Origin of the sequence: Streptomyces sp. NPDC005262 (genome assembly GCF_042872425.1) — a bacterium.
Lineage (GTDB): Bacteria > Actinomycetota > Actinomycetes > Streptomycetales > Streptomycetaceae > Streptomyces.
On sequence record NZ_JBIAKK010000010.1, the window covers coordinates 201,474 to 221,916 of the forward strand.

Below are 20,443 nucleotides of genomic sequence, written 5' to 3' on the forward strand. Positions count from 1 at the left end.
TGACGGAGGCGGGAATGGAATCCACGGTGTCGGACAGCTCCGGAGATCCGGAGAAGGAGAACAGGATGAAAGGTGAGCCGGTGAACGGCGGCGAGGAAGCGAGGGCCGGATGGGGCCCGGGCGTGGGAGCCGACGCGGGGTCCCGTACGAGTTCCGAGCCGGGCGACGGGACGGACTCCGTCCTCGACCTGGTGCTCGACCTGATCCCCGGCGAAGCCAAGGACTCCACTCTCGGCGCGGCCTCGGCATCGGTATCCGTCCCGGCTGCGGACCTCGTAGCGGATTCGGTGTCCGCGCCGGGTTCGGGCCCCGTGCCGGCTGTCGGTACCGGAGCCGTACGGCCGACCGAATCCGTCGGAGCCGGGCCGGTGCCCGGCACCGCACCTGACGCCGCACTCGGCCCCGTGGCCGCCGGCCTGGTGTCGGTCGATGACGAGGGGGGAGCCGAGCCTGCTTCGGACCTCGCGCCGGTTTCGGACCCCGCGCCGGTTTCGGGCCCCGCCCCGGCTGCCGGGGCCAGGGCCGCATGGCCGCCGCCTGGACCCGTCGGCACCGAGCCCGTGCCCGACACCGTGCTCGATGCCTTGCTCGATGGCGCACCCAGCCCCGTGCCGGCTTCGGTGTCCACCTCGGTTTCGGACCCGGCCCCGGTTCCGGACCCCGTGCCGGTCTCGGTGTCCGCCACGGTGTCGGACCCCGTGCCGGCTGTGGAGGTCAGGTCCGTATGGCCGCCCGAATCCGTCGGAACCGAGCCCGTGCCCGATGCCACGCCCGACGTCGCACCCGTCGACCTGGTGTCGGTCGGGGCCGAGGGCGGAGCCGTGCCGGCTGCGGTGTCCGCCGCGGCTTCGGATTCCGTGCGGGCTGTGGGGGCCGGGGCCGCATGGTCGCCGCCCGGAGCTGTCGGAGCCGAGCCGGTGACCGACGCCGTGCCCGCTGCCCTGCGCGACACCGCGCCGTACACGGTGCCCGACGCCGTGCCCGACGCGGTGCTCGATGCCGTGCCCGACACCGTGCCCGAGACAGTGTCCGACGCATTGCTCGATGCCACGCCCGGCCCCGGACCCGCCGCCCCGACGTCCGTCGGATCGGAGGCCGGAGCCACGGGTGACGGGGCGAAGGACGACCACGATGCCCGGTGGGAGACCGGGCGGCAGCAGGCCGTCAGCGCCAAGGAGCGCAACGCCGTCCCCCCCGTGCACATGCTCACCCGTGACCACTCCGGCGGGCGCCCGGCCGCTCCGGCGCGGCAGGGCGGCGGAGGGGAGAAGGCGACGGGAGTGCGGCGGGCGCCCGTCGCCCGCAGGGGGCAGGTGCAGGCACCCATCCGGCCCGCTCCGACCTCGGATCCGTACCTCACCGAGAAGCCGGGGCCCGCACTACCCGGGTGGATCGCGGTGCTCACCGCGTTGGCCGGGGTCGTCGCCGGTGGCGCCGTGCTGTGGTGGGTCGGTGCAGTGCCGCGCGGCCTGCTCGCGCGGGCCGGGATGAGTGCCCGCCCGCACGAGGGGATCGGCGTCGGGGCCTTGGCGGAGCTCTTCCTGCTGGTGATCCTGGTGCTCGTCGCGGTCGGCGGTCTGGGCCGTGGGCGGGTCGGGAGCGCGTGGGTGCTGACGCTCTTCGGCGAGTACCGCGGTAGCGTGCGCCGGACCGGGCTCGTCTGGACCAACCCGCTGCTGGCGCGCCGCCGCGTCGATGTGCGGCTTCGGCACTGGCGGAGCGAAACACTGCCCGCTGTGGACGCGAACGGTACGGCGCTGCGCGTCGTCGTCCTCGTCGTGTGGCGGATCAAGGACACGGTGCGGGCGACGTTCGGAGTGACGGACCACGAGGACTATCTGCGCGAGCAGGTCGAGTCGGCGATCGCGCGGGTCCTTTCGCAGCTCCCCGCCGACGCCTTCCACGAGGACGCGCACACCCTGCGCAACGCGGAGGCGGTCGGTGACGCGCTGACCCTGACGCTGAAGGCGGAATGCGAGCCGGTGGGCATCGAGGTGTACTCCGCGCAGCCGACCGGTATCGAGTACGCGCCGGAGGTCGCCGCTTCCATGCAGCGCCGGCGGATCGCCGCCATCGACGCCCAACACCGCGACAGCGTGCTGACTTGCGTGGTCGACGCGGTGGACGACACGGTCAGCCGGCTGACCGCGCGAGGCCTCGTGACGCTCGACGACTACGAACGGAAGGCACTGGTCAAGGACCTGACGGTGGCCTTCTACACCGGACGTACCAGTGCGGAGGGCTCCTGATCGCGCCGCCGTATAGCCTCCGCGGGGAACCGGAATCCCGCCCCCATTGGTCTGGACATGTTCATGCCCTGTCAATAATCTAAGGCTTGGTCTAGACCGCACCATCGCGCGCGCAGCAGTGCTCATGGAACTTCCCCCACGTTCTTGAGGAGCGACAGCAATGCGTAAACGGGCAAGCGCGGCCGTCATAGGTCTCGCCGTCGCGGGCGTCTCGATGTTCGCGACGAGCAGCGCCGACAGCCACGGCTACACCGACAACCCCATCAGCCGCCAGAAGCTCTGTGCCAACGGCACCGTCACCGACTGCGGTGCCATCCAGTACGAGCCGCAGAGCGTCGAGGCTCCCAAGGGCTTCCCGGCGGCGGGTCCGGCCGACGGCAAGATCTGCTCCGGCGCCCACGACAACTTCGCGGCACTGGACGACCCGCGCGGCGGCAACTGGCCCGCCACCAAGGTCACCGCAGGTCAGGGCTTCGGCTTCCGCTGGCAGTTCACCGCCCGCCACGCCACGACGGACTTCCGGTACTACATCACCAAGAACGGCTGGGACCCCACCAAGCCACTCACCAGGGCGGCGCTCGAGTCCCAGCCGTTCATGACCGTGCCGTACGGCGGTCAGCAGCCCCCGGCCACCCTGACCCAGCAGGGCACCATCCCCACCCAGAAGACCGGGCGGCACATCATCCTGAGTGTCTGGAACATTGCGGACACCGGGAACGCGTTCTACGCGTGCTCCGATGTTCAGTTCTGACGCCTAGTCAGTTACCGTGCGGCGCCATGGGGAACGCAGGCACCGTCGCGGAGCTCGTACAGCGCCAATGGGGCGACCACCGGCCCGGGTTGCGACATGAGGACACCGTCCTCAGCCACCACCAGGTCGCCGCCGGCGCTGCCGCACGGGCGGCGCTCCTGGTGGATCTGCTGCCGGCGGGCAGCGAACCGCACGTGGGGGTTCTGCTCGACAACACCCCCGAGTTTCCCCTGTGGTTGAGCGCGGCGGCCCTGGCCGGGGCCGCCGTTGCGGGCATCAACCCGACCCGGCGCGGTGCCGAGCTGGCCCGCGACATCATGCACACCGACTGCAGGGTCCTGGTCACCGAACGCGCACATCTGCCATTGCTCGACGGGCTCGATCTGCCGGGCGTACGGGTGCTGGTCACCGACACCGGCGCGTACGCCGAGCTGCTCGCCGACTACGCGGGGGCCGAGCCGGGCGACGCGGTGCTCGGGGAGGTCCGGTCCGCAACCCGCATGCTGCTCTACTTCACCTCCGGGTCGACCGGTGCGCCCAAGGCCGCTATCTGCACCCAGGGACGGCTGGCTGCGGCCGGGCAGTCACTGGTCGACCACTTCGGGATCCGGCGCGACGACGTCCACTACGTCTGCATGCCGATGTGCCACGGCAACGCGGTGATCGCCGACTGGGCCCCCGCGCTCGCGGGCGGCGCCGAGGTCGCCCTGCGCCGCCGCTTCTCGGCCTCCGGCTTCCTCGACGACGTACGGGCGTACGGCGCAACGTACTTCACCTATGTCGGCCGCGCCGTGCAGTACCTGCTGGCAACCCCAGAACGGCCCGACGACCGTGACCATCCGCTGCGACTCGGCTTCGGCACCGAGGCGGGCACCGTGGACGCGGCCAGGTTCCGGGACCGGTTCGGGGTGCGGCTGGTGGAGGGGTACGGATCCTCCGAGGGCGGCGCGGCGATCCAGCGGACCCCGGACACCCCGGCGGGCGCCATCGGGCGGGCCTCCGCCCGGGACGATCTCGCCGTCGTCGACCCGGAGACCGGCGAGGAGCGCGCCGCCGCGGTCTTCGACGACGGTGGGCGACTGATCAACGGTGCCGAATCCATTGGCGAGTTGGTCAACCGGGGCCGTACACCCTTCGAGGGCTACTGGCGCAACGCGGAGGCGGACGCGGCGCGGGTGCGCGGCGGCTGGTACTGGACCGGGGACCTCTTCTTCCGCGACCCCGAGGGCTTCCTCTACTTCGCGGGCCGCACGGACGACCGGCTGCGCGTCGACAGCGAGAACCTGGCGGCCGCGATGATCGAGAACATCGTGGCCCGCTGGGAGGACGCGGCGGCCGTCGCGGTGTACGCGGTGCCGGACCCGGTGGCCGGCGACCTGGTGATGGCGGCGCTGGCGCTGCGTGAGGGGGCGGTGTTCGACCCGGCCGCCTTCGCCGCGTTCCTGGCGGCCCAGCCGGATCTGGGGACGAAGATGGCGCCCCGCTTCGTGCGGATCGTCCCGGCGATGCCGGTCACGGCGACGAACAAGGTGCACCGGGTCGCGCTCCGCCGCGAGGGCTTCCGGAGCACGGACCCGGTGTGGTGGAACGGGGTGGGCGGTGGTGCCTACGGCCCGTTGGGGGGCGAGGAACTGGCCGGCCTGCTCGCCGAGTACGAGGCGCACGGACGGACAGCCCTCCTGTCCTCGATCTCCCCCGTGGCCTGAAGGGCGGGGAGGGGCCGTCGACGGGCCGGGAACGCAGGCCCGTCCGGCGGACGAGGACGGACAGGGTTGACGTGGGCGGCCCTCAGTGGGTCGGGGCCAGCTGGTTCCGGACCCTACTGCCGCGCCGCAGAAGTGCCACGGCAAGCACCGCTCCCGCGAGCAGAATCAGCGAGCCCGCGACCGACGCGTACTGCATGCTGTGCACGAACGCCTCCCGGCCCGCCGAGATCAGCGACGCGTCCCCCGTGGCCAGAGCCCCCGGCAGCGTCTTGCGTGCGGCCTCCGGCGCGGAGTCCGGCAGGTCCGCTCCGTACACCGCGGTGGCGACCGCGCCCAGCAGGGCCATGCCCATCGCGCCGCCGAACTCCTGACCGGTCTCCAGCAGTGACGCGGCCGAACCGGCCTTCTCCGGCGGAGCGGTCGCCAGCGCCAGGTCCGAGACGAGCGCCATGACGGTGACGATGCCCGAGCTCATCACGGCCGAGCCGATGAGCAGCAGCCACAGCGAGTCCGTACCGGACAGGGAGAGCAGAGCGAACCCGGCGGCGGCGATGAGGAATCCGGCGGAGATGACATACGTGCGGTCGATCCGCTGGGCGATCGCCGTGGCCGTCGGCGCCGCGGCTCCCACCGCCAGCGACGGGGCCAGGCTCCACAGGGCGGCCTCCATCGTGGACATGCCGAGGACCGACTGGAGGTACTGGGTGGTGAAGAAGGCGGAACCCATCATCGCGAAGGCGGCGAGGGAGTTCAGGCCGATTCCGGCGGCGAAGCCCTTACCGCGGAACAGCTCACGGCTGATCATCGCGTCGTCACGGACGCGCTGGCGGCGGACGAAGACCCAGCCGACGAGCAGGCCGACGGCGATGAGCACGGCGTTGCGCGCGTCGAGACCATGGGCGGCGCTCTCCTTGACGCCGTAGACGACGGGGAGCACGGCGCCCATCGACAGCGGCACGCTCCACAGGTCGAACCGTCCCGGGTTCGGGTCCTTGAACTCCGGTACCAGCACCGGCACCAGAACCAGCAGCAGCACCATCGCCGGCACATTGATCAGGAAGACCGAGCCCCACCAGAAGTGCTGCAGCATGACCCCGCTGAGCGCCGAGCCGAGTGCGATCCCGCCCGCCATGGCGCCGGACCAGATGCCGACCGCGGTGCTGCGCTGCTGCTCGTTGCGGAACATGTTCCGTACGAGCCCCATCGTCGACGGCATCAGCGTCGCTCCGCCGATCCCGAGCAGCGCGCGGGCCGCGATCAGCATCTCGGGGCTGGTGGCGTATGCCGCGCCGACGGACGCGGTGCCGAAGGCGGCCGCCCCGAGGAGCAGCAGCTTGCGGCGGCCGATCCGGTCGCCGAGCGAGCCCATCGTGATGAGCAGACCGGACAGGGCGAAGCCGTACACATCGAAGATCCACAGCTGCTGGGTGGCGCTCGGGGCGAGGTCCCGGTCGATGGACGGGATCGCGAAGAAGAGGACGGAGACGTCCATCGAGACAAGGAGGAGGGGGAGCAGGAGGACCACGAAGGCGGTCCATTCCTTGCGGCCGGCGAGGTCACTGCGATCAGTGGTGGTGCTCGTCGCGTTCGTCATGCCAGGAAATATACGAACGTTTAAAACAAGTGTCTAGTACGTATGTGTAACACGTTTGTATGGAACGGCGGGCAGCAAAAAACGCAGTGGGCGGTCTACGTACATCTACGTAGACCGCCCACTGCGCTGTCTGTGCGCCGCCAGGGACTCGAACCCCGGACCCGCTGATTAAGAGTCAGCTGCTCTAACCAACTGAGCTAGCGGCGCCTGCTGACTCGAAAATAATACCTGGTCCCGAGGGGTGCTGATGACACGTGCCCGCATGAGGACGCCCCTCCGCCTTGCGATGCACCGCATCTGACGCCGCGGGCCGATCCGCCAGGGATTACGGGACAGCCCTTAGCGACCGGGGAGTGACACGCGGGCTGTGAGCCCGCCGCCGGGGTTGGGCATCAGGGTCAGGTCGCCGTGGTGGGCGCGGACGACACCGGCGACGATGGCCAGGCCGAGGCCGTGCCCACGGTGCGCGGGGTCCTTCTCGGCCAGGCGTCCGCTGCCGCGCAGGAACGGTTCGGTGAGGTGGTCGACCGTCTCGGGCAGGAGGGGCCCGGTGTTGGTGACGGTCAGGACGGCGCGGCCAGGGTGTGCCGGGTCGGGCTCGGTGGTCAGGGTGAGCGATCCGCCGGTGGGCAGGTTGTGCCGCAGGGCGTTGTGGAGCAGGTTCAAGGTGAGCTGGCGGAGCAGTACGCCGTCGCCGGTGGCCGGGGCCGGGTGGATGCGGGCGGAGAGGGTGACGCCCCGTGTGCAGGCTTCGTCGCGGACGAGCTCAAGGGCTTCCTGGGCGGTGTCGGCGAGATCGAGGGGCTGTGCGGCGGGCCGGGTGTGGTCGAGGGCGGAGAGCTGCAGCAGGGCGTCGGTGACCTCGATGCCGCGCTGGTTGGTCTCGCGCAGTCGGGCCACGAGCCGGGGGTAGTCCTGGCCGTCGGGGTCGGCGGTGGCGACGTCGAGCATGGTGCGGTTGATGGCGAGCGGGGTGCGCAGTTCGTGCGAGGCGTTGGCGGCGAAGCGCTGCTGGGCGTCGAAGGACCGCTGCAGGCGGGCGAGCATGGTGTCGAAGGTGTCGGAGAGATCGGTGAACTCGTCGCGCGGACCGGTGAGTCCGATGCGGTGGTCCAGGGAGCCGTCGGCCGCCCGCTTGGCAGCTCGGGTGATGTCCTGCAGGGGCCGCAGGACGCGCCCCGCGATGAACCAGCCGCCACCGATCCCGACGAGCGCCAGCAGGAGCAGCGTGAGGCCGGAGGCTCTGAGCAGGGTCTGAAGGATCTCCTGCCGGGAAGGGGCGCCGCTCTCGTCCCGCGGGTTCGCGGCGGTCAACGGGTAGTTGGGCACGAAGCGCATGGCCAGGTAGATGACGGCCAGGGTGAACGCGCCCGCGACGACCACGAACAGGGCGTAGGTGAGCGTGAGCTTCATACGGGCGGTCAGCCGCCGCGGCCGAAGGGGGCGCGCCGGGTCGTCCGCGGCCGGTGCCGCGGCGGTGGCCCGCTGGGGTGCTGATCGCCGGTTCACTGTCCGTGCCCCGCCGGTTCGTCGAGCCGGTATCCGACGCCGGGCACGGTGTGGATCGGCCACGGTTCGCCCAGCTGTTTGCGGAGGGTGGACATCGTGATGCGGACCGCGTTGGTGAACGGGTCGGCGTTCTCGTCCCAGGCCCGCTCCAGCAGTGTCTCCGCGCTGACGACCCCGCCCCGCGCCGTCATGAGGACTTCCAGGACGGCGAACTGTTTCCTGGTGAGCGCGACGTACTTCCCGTCGCGGAAGACTTCGCGCCGGAACGGGTCCAGCCGGATTCCGGCGTACTCGATGACCGGGGGTGTGCTCTCCTTGGGCCGGCGGGCCAGTGAGCGGAGCCGTACGACCAGCTCTTTCAGGTCGAAGGGCTTGGTCAGGTAGTCGTCGGCGCCGCTTTCGAAGCCGCTGACCTTCTCGTTGAGGAGGCCCGCCGCCGTCAGCATGAGCACGCGGCAGCCGAGGCGCCGCTGCACGATGAGCCGGCACACGTCGTCGCCGTGCGTGCCGGGGATGTCGCGGTCGAGGACGACGACGTCGTACTCGTTCACGTCGAGGCGCTCCAGGGCGGTGTCGCCGTCCCCGGCGATGTCGGAGGCGATGGCTTCGAGCCTCAGACCCGCCTGCACCGCCTCGGCGAGATACAGCTCGTCCTCGACAATCAGCACCCGCATGCGGCCTCTCCCGCTCTGTCTCAAACCGGACGATATCCGGCTTCCGGTCCAGCCTACGGCCCGAGGAAGGAACGGTGGCGAAGAGCGATTTCCGCACTGCGGAGCGCTCCTGCCGAGATTCCCGCCGCGAGCCGGACCGGCCGCCGGTCCTGTGCCCGGCATCTCCATTGGAGCGGTCCGCACCTATCGAAAACGTATCCGGAAATCGAGACGGCCCGACAACACGGCCCGCCCTTGGCTCAAGGCATCCCGGAGCGGCACCCGCCGCCCCGGCCGAGACGCCTGGAGGCCGCGATGCACGACAACCACCTGGCGAACCGCTCAGTCACGGCGGCGCGCCGATTCCCCGGTCGGATGACGGCGGGAATCGGTGCATTCCTGGTTCTGATGCTGTCGGCGGTCTGGGTCGTCACGACCGGCAGCGAACCGGCCGCGCGGGCAATCGCACCAGCAGAGCATTCGCCGGACAGCGGCGGAGCGCCCGCGGAGGTCCCTCCCGAGGCCGCCGACGACGGTGACCTACCGGGCGACAGTGAAATCACCCCTTTCGACACCCGCCACGCGGCCGTCACCCGTCTGGACAAGCGTCTGCTGAAGGCCGTGCAGGAAGCGGCCCGGGACGCCGGGGAGGACGGGATCGAATTCGTGGTCACGTCGGGCTGGCGCAGCAAGGAACACCAGCAGCGCTTGCTGGAGGAGGGAATCGAGAAGTACGGGAGCCTGGAAAAGGCGCGGGAGTTCGTGAACACCCCGGAGAAGTCCACCCACGTGTCCGGGAAAGCGGTGGACATAGGTCCCACCGACGCCGACGACTGGCTCATCCGGCACGGCTCCGCCTATGGCCTGTGCCAGGTCTACGCCAACGAGATGTGGCACTTCGAGTTGCTGGCCGGCCCCGGCGGCACCTGCCCCGCCCCCCTGAACAATGCCGCCGGCTGACCGGTACCCGGCCGGGTACCGCTCGCCTCTCCCTGAGCCGGCACCGCTGATCCGGTCCGCGCCGTCCCACCCCACCTTTGAAGGACATGACGTGCCCGACCTGCACGAGGACCCCTACCCGGATGTGTACATCGGTGGCGGATTCTTCGACCCCGCCCAGATACCGCCCCTCGACCTCGACCCCGAGCGCGAACAGCAGGCCGTTCCGGAGACAGCACCCGTGCCGGACGAACAAGCCCACGACCGGCCGGACCGCACGCCCGATCGGCACGGCCGTGGCTACGGATGGCGCAAGGGCCGGATTCCGACCGCGCTGGCGGTCATGACGGGGATCGTGCTGGTCGGCCACTCGCTGGTTCCCAACTCGGTCGGCAATCCGGGCAGCCTGCTCGAGACCCTGCTGCCCTGGACAGGTCTGGCCGTGCCCGTGCTGCTGGCGGCCGCCTTGCTCCGCAGGTCGGTGCCGGCCGGCGTCGCCGCGCTCCTGGTCGCTGCCGCGTGGGCTGCGATGTTCGGGCCGTTGTTCCTCGGCGGGCATCCGGACGCCGAGCCGGACCTGACGGTCGTCACCCACAACGTCGGTGCCGCCAACCCGGACCCTGCCGGGACCGCCCGGACGCTGCTCGCCGCCGACCCCGACCTGGTGGCCCTGGAAGAGATCACCGATGACGCGATGCCCGCCTACCGGAAGGTGCTGGGCCGCCGGCTCACGTACTCGGTCCACATCGGCACCGTTGCCCTGTGGAGCCGCTACCCGATCTCCGACTCGGAGCGCGTCACCATCGACCCCGGCTGGAGCCGCTCCCTACGTGCCCGGGTCCAGGGGCCGGGCGGCCCGCTCGCCGTCTACGTGGTGCACCTGCCCTCCGTCCGGGTCGGCGCCTACGGCTTCACCATCGCCCGGCGCGACCAGGTCCTGACCGCGCTCTATCATGCGGTCGACCGGGAACGGCAGAAGAAGGTCCTCCTGATGGGTGATCTCAACGGCGCCACCAACGACCGGGGCCTCGCCGCCCTGAACTCCCGGCTGACGTCTGTCCAGGACGAGGTGGGGGCCGGCTTCGGCTTCAGCTGGCCTGCAGCGTTCCCGGTCGCCCGTATCGACCACATCCTCACGCGGGGCGTCACCCCCACCGACGCCTGGACCCTCCCCGCGACCAGCAGCGACCATCGGCCCGTCGCCGCCAGGCTGAAGGCGTAGCGGGCGCACCGCCCCGAGCTGTCGGAACTCGTGCTCAGAACTCGTGCTCAGAGCGCCAATGACAGCAGGACCGGCGCGGCCCGCCGGTTCAGCGTGTCCGCCGCCGAGCGCAGCCGGTGCGCATCCTCGACCGGCAGCGAGAGTGCCAGGCAGCCGGCCGAGGAGCCCGCCGTCAGCGGGACGGCCGCGCAGACCGTGCCCACCGCGTACTCCTGGAGGTCGAGCACCGGGACCGTTGCCGACTGGCTGTCCAGCTTGGAGAAGAGCACCTTCTCGCTGGTGATGGTCCGCGAGGTGAGCCGGGCGATCTTGTGACGCGAGATGTGGTCGCGGCGGCCGTTCTGGTCGAGTTGGGTCAGCAGGCACTTGCCGATCGCGCTGGCGTGCGCGGCGGACCGGAAGTCGACCCACTCGTTGACCGCGGGGGTACGTGGACCGTCGGCGTACTGGGTGACCCGGATCTCGCCGTCGACGTACCGGCTGATGTACACCGCGGCGCCGACCGAGTCGCGCAGCTGGTCCAGGGTCTGCTGGAGTTTCGTCTCCAGGGCCTGTCTGCGGCTGGCACCGGAGCCGAGCAGCAGGAGCGAGGCGCCGATCACATAGGCGCCGTCGGTGACCTGCTCGACATAGCCCTCGCGGCGCAGCATCAGCAGCAGCGGGGCGAGATGCCCGGCAGGCAGCCCCGTCTCGCGGGAGATCTGGGCGTCCAGAACGCCGTTGCCGTGTTTGGAGACCGTTTCGAGAACGCGAAGGGCGTACTGCACCGAGTGGAACGGCGCGGTCGGTTCGGGCTTCAACGCCACGGTTTCCCCCTACCAGGTTGTGACCGCAAGACCAGGTTGTAACCGCAAGCTTCCGCACCACGATAGCCGCCAAATGGCGTTTGAGGGGGGCCTGTTGACGACTTGACGAGCCGCCCCCGGCGCTGTCAGCTGGGGCGCGCCCGTCTGGCATATGCCAACGTCATTAGCGACCTATGGAGGGCGAGGTCACAGCACCGCGTCGAGGAACTCGCGCGTACGTTCGTGCTCGGGGTCGGAGAAGATTTTTTCCGGCGAACCTTCCTCCACCACCCGCCCTGCGTCGAACATCAGCACCTTCTCCGAGACATCCCGGGCGAAATTCATCTCGTGGGTCACGCAGAGCATCGTGATGTCGGTGTTCCGCGCGATGTCGCCCAGCAGGTCCAGCACGCCCGCCACCAGCTCCGGGTCGAGCGCGGACGTCACCTCGTCCAGGAGCAGGATCTCCGGCCGCATCGCCAGCGCGCGGGCGATCGCCACCCGTTGCTGCTGGCCGCCGGAGAGCTGCGAAGGGTGTGCGTCGACCTTTCCCGAGAGCCCCACCAGATCGAGCAGCTCACGGGCGTGGGCCTCTGCCTCGTCCCGGTCCATGCCCAGCACGCTGACCGGTGCCTCGGTGATGTTCTGCAGCACCTTCATGTGGGGAAAGAGGTTGAACTGCTGGAAGACCATGCCGATCTTCTTCCGGGCCTCGCGCAGATGCTTCTCGGTCGCCGGCCTCAACGAGCCGTCGGGAGCCTTGAGGTGGGACAGCGGGTCGCCGTCCACCCAGATCACTCCGTCGCTGACCTTCTCGAGCGTCATCAGCAGCCGCAGGATGGTGGTCTTGCCCGAGCCGCTGGGTCCGATGAGTGTGACGTGTTCGCCGCGCTGCACCGAGAAGTCCAGCCCGTCGAGGACGACATGGTCGCCGTACCGCTTCACGACGTTGTCGAAGCGGACCAGCGGATGGCCGGTCGGCGACGTGGCGGGCGCCGGGGCGATGTCCACGGGGGCCGCGGCGGCCGCCTTCGGCAGGGGGAGAGGTTCAGTGGCCAAGGCGCTTCTCCAGCTTTCTCATCAGCAACGAGGTGGGGTAGCTCGCGACCAGGAAGACCAGTCCGGCGAGCGTGAACGCCTCGGTGTAGGCGAAGTGATCGGCGCCGTACTTACGGGCCTCGAAGACCATTTCCTGCACCGTGATCACGGCGAGGAACGGAGTCTCCTTGAACATCGAGATCGCGTAGTTGCCGAGGGCGGGCAGCACATTGCGCACCGCCTGCGGCAGGATCACGGCCTGCCAGGTCCGCCGCGGGGTGAGCGAGAGCGCCCGGCAGGCCTCCCACTGGCCTTTCGGCACACCGTCGATCCCGGCGCGATACACCTCGGAGGTGTACGCGGCGTAGTGGACGCCCAGCACCACGATGCCGATCGTCAGCGGCTCCACCGAGGTGAACAAGGCTGCCGCGCCGACCAGTTGGACGAGCAGCGGGGTGGACCGGATGAATTCCATCACGACCCGTACCGGCACGGTCACGAACCTGCTCGGGGCCCGTCCGGCGACCGCGATGGCAAGCCCGAGGACCGCGGCGACGAGCGTGCCGAGCGCGGTCGCGAGCAGCGTGACCCGGAAACCTTCGAGCACCAGGGGAAGTACGTCCCGGGCGGCGTTCCAGTCGAAGCCGTTCACCGGGCACCTCCGGTCGCGGAGGCGACGGCGTCCGTGGCGCTGCGGCTGCGCAGCAGCGAGCCCGCACCGGTCGGCAGACCCAGCCGTCGCTTGGCGCTCCGCTCCAGCAGATTCATCAGCAGAGTCAGCGCGTAGGCCAGGACGAAGTAGGCGACCAGCAGGGTCATGTACGCGGTGAGCGTCTCACCGGTCCGGTCGCGCAGCTGCTGGATCACGGTCATCAGGTCGGCCGCGGAGATCAGCCACAGCAGCGGGGTGCACTTCAGCAGCTGGATCAGCAGATTGGTGAAGGACGGGATCATCTGCACCCAGGCCTGCGGAATGATCACCTTCCGCATCCGGTACAGCGGCGTCATGTTCAGCGCGACGGCCGCCTCGTACTGGGCACGAGGTACGGAGCTGATCGCGCCGCGCACCACCTCGGAGCCGTACGCACCGTAGTTGAGGCCGAAGGCGACGACGCCGCAGAGCAGAGGCGTCAGTTCGTACCCCGTCAGCGGCGGCATCGCGTAGTAGAGCCAGAACAGCTGGATGTAGAGCGAGGTACCGCGGAAGAACTCCACGACCACGCGTGACACGCCGCGCGTCACCATGAGCCGGCTGACCGACATCAGACCGAGGACGAAGGACAGGAGCAGGGCGAGCAGGGCCCCCAGGACGGTCGCCTGGAGGGTCACCCACAGCCCCGAGCGCAACTGCGGCAGATCGTCGACGAAGGCGGAGAGGAAATCACTCATGCGGTGGGGTCCGTCCCTGTCAGCCCTTGCACAGATCGGCCGTCTTCAGGGTCGTCGGTGGCAGCTCGGTGGCTCCGAAGCCGTACTCCTGGAGCAGGCTGACGTAGCGTGACCGGTCCGAGACGATCTTCTTCAGCTCACGGTTGAAGGCGTCCCGCAGATCCTCGTTGCCCTTCCGGAAGACGGCGCCGCCGGGGCTGTACTGCCGCTTGCCGTCGAGCTCCGGCAGAAAGGCGTCGGTGACCTCGGTGCCGGGATTGGTCTTCGCCAGCCAGCGCAGCGAGATCCCGGTGAGCAGGAACGCGTCGATCCGGCCGCCCTTGACCGCGTCGGCGCCGTCCTGCGGCTTCTGGAGCGACTTGATCCTGTCCTTGGAGATGCCGGCCCCCTCGGCGTACGAACCCTCGACGGCACCCGACATCACTCCGACGACGATCCCGGCGGCCTTCGCCGATGCCAGGTCGGTGACCTTCTTCGGGTTGCCCTTCTTCACCATGAGCGCGGTGGGCGAGATGAATTCGGGCTCGGAGAAGATGGCGTTGGCGCAGCGCTCGGGCGTGATCGCCATGCCGGCGCTGACCACGTCGTACTTGCCCGCCTGCAGCCCGGGGATCAGGCCGTCCCACTCCGAGAGGGTGGGCTTCAGTTCGTCGACGCCGAGCGCCTTGAATATCTCCCGGTGCAGGGTGGGGGCCTCACCCTTGAGCTGCTTGCCCTCCATGTAGCCGTACGGGGCCTCATTGGCGTACGCGACCCGGACGAACCCCTGCTTGCGGAGCGTCTCGAGCGCCCCCGCGCCGTCCGCGGAACCGGCGTCGGTCTTGCTGCACGCGGAGAGGAGACCGGGCACGACGAGCAGACCACCTACGGCCGCCGATCGGTTGAGAAAGCCCCGACGGGACAGGTGCGGGAAGTCAGCCATGGTTCGCAGTCTCCTGGAGGGTTCGAACAGTCCGGACAGGTGCAGCGCCTGCCCGATCCCGTGCATCTATGCAGGAAGCGGCTGCATGTAATTGAACAGTGACTGGGGCGTGACCCTTCCGTGTCCCCATGTGGGCAGAGCGCGACGACCGGTGTGCGGCGCGTATACCCCGGAGCGGAAAGCCCCATGACTCGCCGTCATGTGGAGATGTCCGTCATGGGCGGCCGAAGTGGTCATCGGGCCACCCCGGTTGGGGTCACTCGCTCCCGTCCCGGACGGGGACGTACCCGAGCCGCTTGTCGACCACGTTGGGCAAGGGCTTCCCGGCCGACCAGAGTTCGTACATCTCCACGAACTGCTCACCCAACCGGTCCCGCCAGCCGACGGTGTCGCCGCTCATGTGCGGGGACACGATCAGCCCCGGTACGTCCCACAGCGCGCTTCCTGGATCCAGCGGTTCGTGCGCGAACACGTCGAGCGCCGCGCCCGCGATCCACCGTCTGCGCAGCGAGTCGGCCAGATCCTCCTCGACGACCATCGGCCCGCGCCCGACATTGATGAAGCGGGCCGACGGCTGCATCAGCCCGAAGAACCGCGCGTCGAACATCCCGCGCGTGCGCTCCGTCAGCGGCGCCGCGCAGACCACCCAGTCGGCGAGCGCCGCCAGCCGGTCCAGATCCTCGGAGCCATGGATGCTGCGGCGCGCGGTACGCCCGACGAGTGCCACCTGGACCCCCAGCGCCATCAGCAGTCGGGTGATCTCCCGGCCGATCGGCCCGGCCCCGACCACCACCGCGCGGCCGCCCGCGACCTGCTGTGATTCACGGTGACGCCACCGCCGCTCCCGCTGCAGCTCCAGTGTGCCGGGGACGTCCTTGGCGAACGCCAGCACCAGGCCCAGGACGTACTCGGCGATCGGCCGTTCGAAGACACCCCGCGCATTGGTCAGTACGGTGTCGGACGCGGCCAGCTCCGGGCAGAGCAGCCGGTCCACCCCCGCGCTCGCCGTATGCACCCAGCGGGGCCGCGGCCCGTCGCCCGGCCAGGCGGCGCGTACCGCGTCGGACGTGAAGTCCCACACCAGCAGAGCATCGGCGTGCGGCAGTTGTCCGGCGAGGCCGGCCTCGTCCGTGTACCGGATCCGGACCCGTCCGGTCAGCCGGCCGAGACGCGGCGAAGGGTCGGTGTCCAGGACGAGCAGGGTGGGCTCTGGCATGAGAGACGGTGGCTCCGCTGTGTCTGAGATGTGCGGATTGACCACGCTCGCACCCCGGCAGGGCTCCGTCAACGGGAATGTGGGCGAGGGCTGCCGAGGAGAATACTGGGCAGGGAGAGGCAGCAGCGGCAGTACACCGGTCCAGCAGTGCAGGAGGGTGGACATGACGACCGTCGGATTCCTCTACCCGGGCCACTTCGCGGAGGACGAGTTCCCACGGATGGAGGTCATCCTCGACACCACCATCAGACTGGTGGTGAACCGCACCGAACCCGGGGAGGACGACCGGCGCCCCGACACCTTGCGAGAGCTGGGGGAGCCCGAGCGCCTCGCCGTAGGCATCGAGGAGCTGAGGCGCGCCGGCGTCGAGTCGGTGGTCTGGGCCAGCACGGGCGGGAGCTTCGTGTACGGCTGGGAGGGGGCCCACGGGCAGACCACCTCCCTGGCCCGGGCGGCGGGGCTGCCCGCCTCCAGCGCGTCGCTGGGCTTCGTCCAGGCGGTACGGGCGCTGGGCGCCGCCCGCGTCGCGGTCGCCGCTACCTACCCCGAGGAGATCGCCCGGCTCTTCAGCGAGTTCCTGGCCGCCGCGGGCATCGACGTGGTCGCCACGCACAGCGGCGGCGTCGCCTCCTCCGCCGAGGCCGCCGCGTGGGGTCCGGACCGGCTGAAGGAGCTCGCCGTCGCCGCGGACCGCCCGGACGCGGACGCCGTACTGCTGCCGGACGCCGCCCTGCACACCACCGCGCACATCTGTGAACTGGAAGAACTGCTTGCGAAGCCGGTTCTCACCGCCAACCAGGTGGCGGTGTTCGAGGCGCTGCGGCTGGCCCGCCGCCGTACCTGGGCGCCGCAGCTGGGCACGCTCTTCGCCACCCGGGAAGCGCCGCCGGCCCCGGTGGCGTAGCGACCGGCCGGGGAATAAACGGAGACAACCTCCTGTTAATCACCCACGGACGTACGCGTCCAGACGCCAGCGCATCACCGGAGAGGCCTTCACGTGGACAAGAACCGAGGCGACGACATTCGCGGCCGGGCCGAGGGGACGGCCCCCGTGCCGCTCTCGGTGCTCGACCTGGTGAGCGTGGGCCAGGGCCGCACCGCGACCCAGGCGCTCCGCACCAGCGTGGACATCGCGCAGCTCGCCGAACGCCGCGGGTTCCACCGCCTCTGGGTCGCCGAACACCACTCCATGCCCGGGGTCGCCTCGTCGTCGCCGGCCGTGATCCTCGCTCATCTCGCCGCCCACACCGAGCGGCTCCGGCTCGGCTCCGGCGGGGTGATGCTGCCCAACCACGCCCCGCTCGTCATCGCCGAACAGTTCGGCACCCTTGAGGCCATGGCTCCCGGCCGCATCGACCTGGGCCTCGGCCGCGCGCCCGGCACGGACGGCGCGACCGCTGCCGCCCTGCGCCGCACCGACCGGCTGAACGAGGGCGCCGACGACTTCCCGCAGCAGCTCGCCGAGCTGACCCGGTTCCTGGACGACGACTTCCCCGACGGCCACCCGTACGCCCGCATCCACGCGGTCCCGGGCCCGGTGCAGGGCCCCACCGGCCGCCCGCCGATCTGGCTGCTCGGCTCCTCCGGCTTCAGCGCGAGGCTGGCCGGTGTCCTCGGCCTGCCGTTCGCCTTCGCCCACCACTTCTCGGCGCAGAACACGATTCCGGCACTCGACCTGTACCGGGAGTCGTTCAAGCCTTCCGCGGTGCTCGACGCCCCGTACGCCCTGATCGGCGTCTCGGCGCTGGCCGCCGACGAGGAGCGCGAGGCCCGGCGCCAGGTGCTGACCGGTGCGCTGTCGATGGTCCGCCTGCGCACCGGCCGGCCCGGTCTCATTCCGACCCCTGAGGAGGCGGAGGCGTACGCCTTCACCCCCATGGAGCGAGAGTTCGTCGACGGCTGGCTCGGCAACGTCATCCACGGAACGGCGGACGAGGTCCGCTCCGGGCTGGACGACCTGGCCAAGCGGACCGGTGCGGACGAGCTGATGATCACTGCCAATGCGCATGGGGGTGGGGCGCGGGTGCGGAGTTACGAGTTGATCGCGGATGCGTATGGGTTGCGCGGCTGAGGGTTGTGCGGGTTCGTCCGCCTGACCGCTTCGTCCTCAAGCGCCGGACGGGCTGACAGATGCCCTCAAGCGCCGGGCGGGCTGACAGATGCCCTCAAGCGCCGGGCGGGCTGACAGATGCCCTCAAGCGCCGGGCGGGCTGACAGATGCCCTCAAGCGCCGGGCGGGCTTGGTTTTGGCGGACGGGCGAGGGATGGGTTTGCCGGGCGGGCTTGATGTGGGCGGGTGGGCCGGCGGAGGTCCTGGTTCGCCGGGTGGGCTCGGGGTGTCGCAGGGTGCTCAGCGTTGCAGGGATCTGGCGCCGATCAGTTCCGCGATGCGTTCCGGGGCCACCGCTCGTGAGTAGAGCCAGCCCTGGCCGGTGTCGCAGCCGATCCGGCGCAGTCGCTCCGCCTGGCCCGCGGTCTCCACGCACTCCGCGGTGACCGTCAGGCCCAGCCGGTGCGCCAGTTGCACCATCGCCTCGACGATCGTCTCGTCGGCGGGGCTGGGGTGCGCGCCGTCGTCGTAACGGAAGCCACGCACGAACGAGCCGTCCAGCTTCAGCACGGACACCGGCAGCCGGCTCAGATAGGCGAGGTTCGAGTAGCCGGTCCCGAAGTCGTCGATGGCGATCCGGACGCCCATGTCGCTGAGCGCCTGGAGCGCTTCCAGCGGGCGGCCCGCCGAGCCCATCACCGCGGACTCGGTCAGTTCGAGCTGCAGCAGTCCGGGTGCCAGGCCGGTCTCGGCGAGGATCTCCGCGACATCGGTCACCAGGTCCGAGTCCCAGACCTGCCGTACCGCGACATTGACGCTGATGAACAGCGGCGGCTCGGTCGGATGGTCCAGCTGCCACCGTCGGGCCTGGCGGCACGCCGAGTGCAGTACCCACCGGCCGAGCTGGACGATCGAACCGTCCTCCTCGGCGATCGCGACGAACCGGTTCGGCGAGAGCATGCCGAACTGCGGGTGGTTCCAGCGGACCAGGGCCTCCACCCCGCGTACGACCCCGTCCGCCATCCCGACCAGCGGCTGGTACTCGATGGTGAACTCGCCGCGCTCGACAGCGGGCCGCAGCGTGGACGAGAGCGCCTGCCGCGTCATCCGGTGAGCGTTGCGCTCGGGGTCGAAGAGTGTCCAGCGGGCCTTCCCGTCCGCCTTCGCCCAGTACAGCGTGGTGTCGGCGGCCTGCATCAGACCGGTCGCCGAGGTGCCGGCCACGGCGCGCTCCACCACGCCGATCGACGCCGATACGGCCAGCCGCTGCCCGGCCAGGTCGAACGGCTTCTGCAGGGCGGTGAGCACCACGCGGGCGAGATCGGTGAGCTGCTGCGTACCGGCGGACTCCTCGACGAGGATCGCGAACTCGTCGCCGCCGAGGCGCGCCACGAGTGAGGCGCCGGTGCGGTGCTGGTTCTCCTGTTCGGCGCAGTCGGTGAGTCTGGCGGCGACGGCGGCGAGCAGCCGGTCGCCGACCCGGTGGCCCATCGTGTCGTTGACGGCCTTGAACCCGTCCAGGTCGAGGTAGCAGAGCCCGATCCGGCCGTGCCGCCGGGGACCGTCCTGGTCCGGCGGGGTCTCCAGGGCGGCGGAGAGGCGTTCGAAGAACAGCGTCCGGTTGGGCAGCCGGGTCACCGGATCGTGCATCTGGAGGTGGCGCAGCCGCTTCTGCAGCTCGCGCCGGTCGCTGATGTCGGCGACGGAGAGCAGTACGGGACAGGAACCGGTGGAGGAACCGGGTGGTGTCTGCGGCATCGGTGCGACGGTGATCTCGGCCCACAGCGAGCGCCCGTCGGGGTGTTTGAGCCTGCGTGTGCAGCGGAACCGGGAGCGCCGGCCGCGCAGCACCTCGCGGTACGCATGCCAGGTGCGGCCGTCCGACGAGACGTCGAGCAGATCGGACGCGGACTGCGCGGTCAGCGCCGTGGGGGCGGCGCCGAGCAGCGCGCCGAGGGCGTCGTTGGCGGTGAGGATCAGGCCTTCGTGGTCGACGACGGCCATCGGGAGGATGGCGGCCCGGAAGGCGGCCCGGTAGTCGGTGCCGCGGCCGACCGGCTCGGACTTGCCGATGCCGTCGGCGGTTCCGTCTGCGAGGCCGTCTCCGGCCCTCTCCGCGATCCCGTCCGCGGCCCCGTTTCCGGCTCGTGCCGTCGCGGGATCCGTATGACGCTCCGTGACCGGCGGTCGCGCGGTAGGGGGCGCTGCGCCTGCCGGGGGCCTCGGCCCTTCGGAGGTTTCGCTCACCGCTTGCTCCCGCCGTGCAGTTCTGTCCTGAACAGATGTGGTCGGACTGGGCCCGCCGCGTGGAGTGCCGCTGTCGGGGCGGAAATCACGCAGGAAAGCGTGGTGAAGCATAGAGGTTGTCGTCCGGCCCGTTCCAGCTCCGTTCCCGTTCGGGGCCCGCGGATCGCCCCGCA

Annotated in this window: 17 protein-coding genes and 1 tRNA gene; 7 read left to right on the plus strand and 11 right to left on the minus strand. The window is 70.5% G+C overall.

Annotated elements, in window-relative coordinates; all coding sequences use genetic code 11:
- Positions 1 to 14 precede the first annotated feature (14 nt).
- The 3 genes from ACFYP5_RS24455 (at position 15) to ACFYP5_RS24465 (ending at position 4,706) form a co-directional block, all read left to right on the plus strand.
- A complete protein-coding gene (locus tag ACFYP5_RS24455; RefSeq protein ID WP_389039689.1) occupies positions 15 to 2,249 on the plus strand; it encodes an SPFH domain-containing protein in 2,235 nt (744 codons plus the stop codon).
- Positions 2,250 to 2,409: 160 nt separating this feature from the next.
- Entirely contained in the window at positions 2,410 to 3,000 is a 591-nt protein-coding gene (locus ACFYP5_RS24460) for a lytic polysaccharide monooxygenase (protein ID WP_389039691.1), read from the plus strand.
- Positions 3,001 to 3,026: 26 nt separating this feature from the next.
- Entirely contained in the window at positions 3,027 to 4,706 is a 1,680-nt protein-coding gene (locus ACFYP5_RS24465) for an AMP-binding protein (RefSeq protein WP_389039694.1), read from the plus strand.
- Positions 4,707 to 4,788: 82 nt separating this feature from the next.
- Here the strand turns inward: ACFYP5_RS24465 and ACFYP5_RS24470 are convergent, their stop codons facing one another.
- The 4 genes from ACFYP5_RS24470 to ACFYP5_RS24485 all read right to left on the minus strand — a co-directional run bounded on the left by ACFYP5_RS24470 (position 4,789) and on the right by ACFYP5_RS24485 (position 8,483).
- Positions 4,789 to 6,300 carry an MFS transporter gene (locus tag ACFYP5_RS24470; RefSeq protein WP_389039696.1) on the minus strand — a complete coding sequence of 504 codons (1,512 nt, stop codon included), beginning with the start codon at positions 6,298 to 6,300 and terminating at the stop codon, positions 4,789 to 4,791.
- 133 nt (positions 6,301 to 6,433) lie between these two features.
- Positions 6,434 to 6,507, minus strand: a tRNA-Lys gene (locus tag ACFYP5_RS24475).
- Positions 6,508 to 6,639: 132 nt separating this feature from the next.
- The gene (locus tag ACFYP5_RS24480; protein WP_389039698.1) at positions 6,640 to 7,713 is read right to left on the minus strand and encodes a sensor histidine kinase; all 1,074 of its coding nucleotides are present in this window, start codon (positions 7,711 to 7,713) and stop codon (positions 6,640 to 6,642) included.
- 92 nt (positions 7,714 to 7,805) lie between these two features.
- The gene (locus ACFYP5_RS24485) at positions 7,806 to 8,483 is read right to left on the minus strand and encodes a response regulator transcription factor (protein ID WP_389039701.1); all 678 of its coding nucleotides are present in this window, start codon (positions 8,481 to 8,483) and stop codon (positions 7,806 to 7,808) included.
- Positions 8,484 to 8,870: 387 nt separating this feature from the next.
- Between ACFYP5_RS24485 and ACFYP5_RS24490 the strand changes: the two genes are divergently transcribed.
- Together ACFYP5_RS24490 and ACFYP5_RS24495 are read left to right on the plus strand one after the other, a co-directional pair.
- Complete coding sequence (locus tag ACFYP5_RS24490) at positions 8,871 to 9,422, plus strand: M15 family metallopeptidase (RefSeq protein ID WP_389039704.1); 552 nt, start codon at positions 8,871 to 8,873, stop codon at positions 9,420 to 9,422.
- A gap of 301 nt (positions 9,423 to 9,723) precedes the next feature.
- A complete protein-coding gene (locus ACFYP5_RS24495; protein WP_389039884.1) occupies positions 9,724 to 10,623 on the plus strand; it encodes an endonuclease/exonuclease/phosphatase family protein in 900 nt (299 codons plus the stop codon).
- 47 nt (positions 10,624 to 10,670) lie between these two features.
- Here ACFYP5_RS24495 and ACFYP5_RS24500 read toward each other — a convergent pair whose 3' ends face one another.
- The 6 genes from ACFYP5_RS24500 to ACFYP5_RS24525 form a co-directional block, all read right to left on the minus strand.
- Positions 10,671 to 11,429, minus strand: coding sequence for an IclR family transcriptional regulator (locus ACFYP5_RS24500; RefSeq protein WP_389039706.1), 759 nt, complete (start codon positions 11,427 to 11,429; stop codon positions 10,671 to 10,673).
- A 186-nt stretch (positions 11,430 to 11,615) separates the two neighbouring features.
- Positions 11,616 to 12,467 (minus strand): ectoine/hydroxyectoine ABC transporter ATP-binding protein EhuA, encoded by an 852-nt coding sequence (gene ehuA / locus ACFYP5_RS24505; protein WP_389039709.1) that lies wholly within the window; start codon positions 12,465 to 12,467, stop codon positions 11,616 to 11,618.
- Positions 12,457 to 13,098: an ectoine/hydroxyectoine ABC transporter permease subunit EhuD gene (ehuD, locus tag ACFYP5_RS24510; RefSeq protein ID WP_389039712.1), complete on the minus strand. Its 642-nt coding sequence runs from the start codon at positions 13,096 to 13,098 to the stop codon at positions 12,457 to 12,459. Before ehuD ends, ehuA begins: the two co-directional genes overlap by 11 nt.
- A complete protein-coding gene (ehuC, locus tag ACFYP5_RS24515; protein WP_389039716.1) occupies positions 13,095 to 13,835 on the minus strand; it encodes an ectoine/hydroxyectoine ABC transporter permease subunit EhuC in 741 nt (246 codons plus the stop codon). Before ehuC ends, ehuD begins: the two co-directional genes overlap by 4 nt.
- A gap of 19 nt (positions 13,836 to 13,854) precedes the next feature.
- Positions 13,855 to 14,757: an ectoine/hydroxyectoine ABC transporter substrate-binding protein EhuB gene (ehuB, locus tag ACFYP5_RS24520; RefSeq protein ID WP_389039718.1), complete on the minus strand. Its 903-nt coding sequence runs from the start codon at positions 14,755 to 14,757 to the stop codon at positions 13,855 to 13,857.
- Positions 14,758 to 15,013: 256 nt separating this feature from the next.
- Positions 15,014 to 15,973, minus strand: a complete 960-nt coding sequence (locus ACFYP5_RS24525; protein WP_389039720.1) for a D-2-hydroxyacid dehydrogenase — start codon at positions 15,971 to 15,973, stop codon at positions 15,014 to 15,016.
- Positions 15,974 to 16,136: 163 nt separating this feature from the next.
- Between ACFYP5_RS24525 and ACFYP5_RS24530 the strand changes: the two genes are divergently transcribed.
- Together ACFYP5_RS24530 and ACFYP5_RS24535 are read left to right on the plus strand one after the other, a co-directional pair.
- Complete coding sequence (locus tag ACFYP5_RS24530) at positions 16,137 to 16,877, plus strand: decarboxylase (RefSeq protein ID WP_389039723.1); 741 nt, start codon at positions 16,137 to 16,139, stop codon at positions 16,875 to 16,877.
- Between the two features lie 93 nt (positions 16,878 to 16,970).
- Positions 16,971 to 18,044 carry an LLM class flavin-dependent oxidoreductase gene (locus tag ACFYP5_RS24535; RefSeq protein WP_389039725.1) on the plus strand — a complete coding sequence of 358 codons (1,074 nt, stop codon included), beginning with the start codon at positions 16,971 to 16,973 and terminating at the stop codon, positions 18,042 to 18,044.
- 279 nt (positions 18,045 to 18,323) lie between these two features.
- Here ACFYP5_RS24535 and ACFYP5_RS24540 read toward each other — a convergent pair whose 3' ends face one another.
- Positions 18,324 to 20,270, minus strand: coding sequence for a putative bifunctional diguanylate cyclase/phosphodiesterase (locus ACFYP5_RS24540; RefSeq protein ID WP_389039728.1), 1,947 nt, complete (start codon positions 20,268 to 20,270; stop codon positions 18,324 to 18,326).
- Between the last annotated feature and the right edge of the window lie 173 nt (positions 20,271 to 20,443).

Excerpts from the sequence above, each read along its gene's own strand:
- ACFYP5_RS24490 (WP_389039704.1), top strand. The coding sequence starts at position 8,871 with ATGCTGTCGGCGGTCTGGGTCGTCACGACCGGCAGCGAACCGGCCGCG.
- ACFYP5_RS24485 (WP_389039701.1), bottom strand. The coding sequence starts at position 8,483 with ATGCGGGTGCTGATTGTCGAGGACGAGCTGTATCTCGCCGAGGCGGTG.
- ACFYP5_RS24465 (WP_389039694.1), top strand. The coding sequence starts at position 3,027 with ATGGGGAACGCAGGCACCGTCGCGGAGCTCGTACAGCGCCAATGGGGC.
- ACFYP5_RS24460 (WP_389039691.1), top strand. The coding sequence starts at position 2,410 with ATGCGTAAACGGGCAAGCGCGGCCGTCATAGGTCTCGCCGTCGCGGGC.
- ACFYP5_RS24525 (WP_389039720.1), bottom strand. The coding sequence starts at position 15,973 with ATGCCAGAGCCCACCCTGCTCGTCCTGGACACCGACCCTTCGCCGCGT.
- ehuB (WP_389039718.1), bottom strand. The coding sequence starts at position 14,757 with ATGGCTGACTTCCCGCACCTGTCCCGTCGGGGCTTTCTCAACCGATCG.
- ACFYP5_RS24470 (WP_389039696.1), bottom strand. The coding sequence starts at position 6,300 with ATGACGAACGCGACGAGCACCACCACTGATCGCAGTGACCTCGCCGGC.
- ACFYP5_RS24480 (WP_389039698.1), bottom strand. The coding sequence starts at position 7,713 with ATGAAGCTCACGCTCACCTACGCCCTGTTCGTGGTCGTCGCGGGCGCG.
- ehuC (WP_389039716.1), bottom strand. The coding sequence starts at position 13,835 with ATGAGTGATTTCCTCTCCGCCTTCGTCGACGATCTGCCGCAGTTGCGC.
- ACFYP5_RS24455 (WP_389039689.1), top strand. The coding sequence starts at position 15 with ATGGAATCCACGGTGTCGGACAGCTCCGGAGATCCGGAGAAGGAGAAC.
- ACFYP5_RS24530 (WP_389039723.1), top strand. The coding sequence starts at position 16,137 with ATGACGACCGTCGGATTCCTCTACCCGGGCCACTTCGCGGAGGACGAG.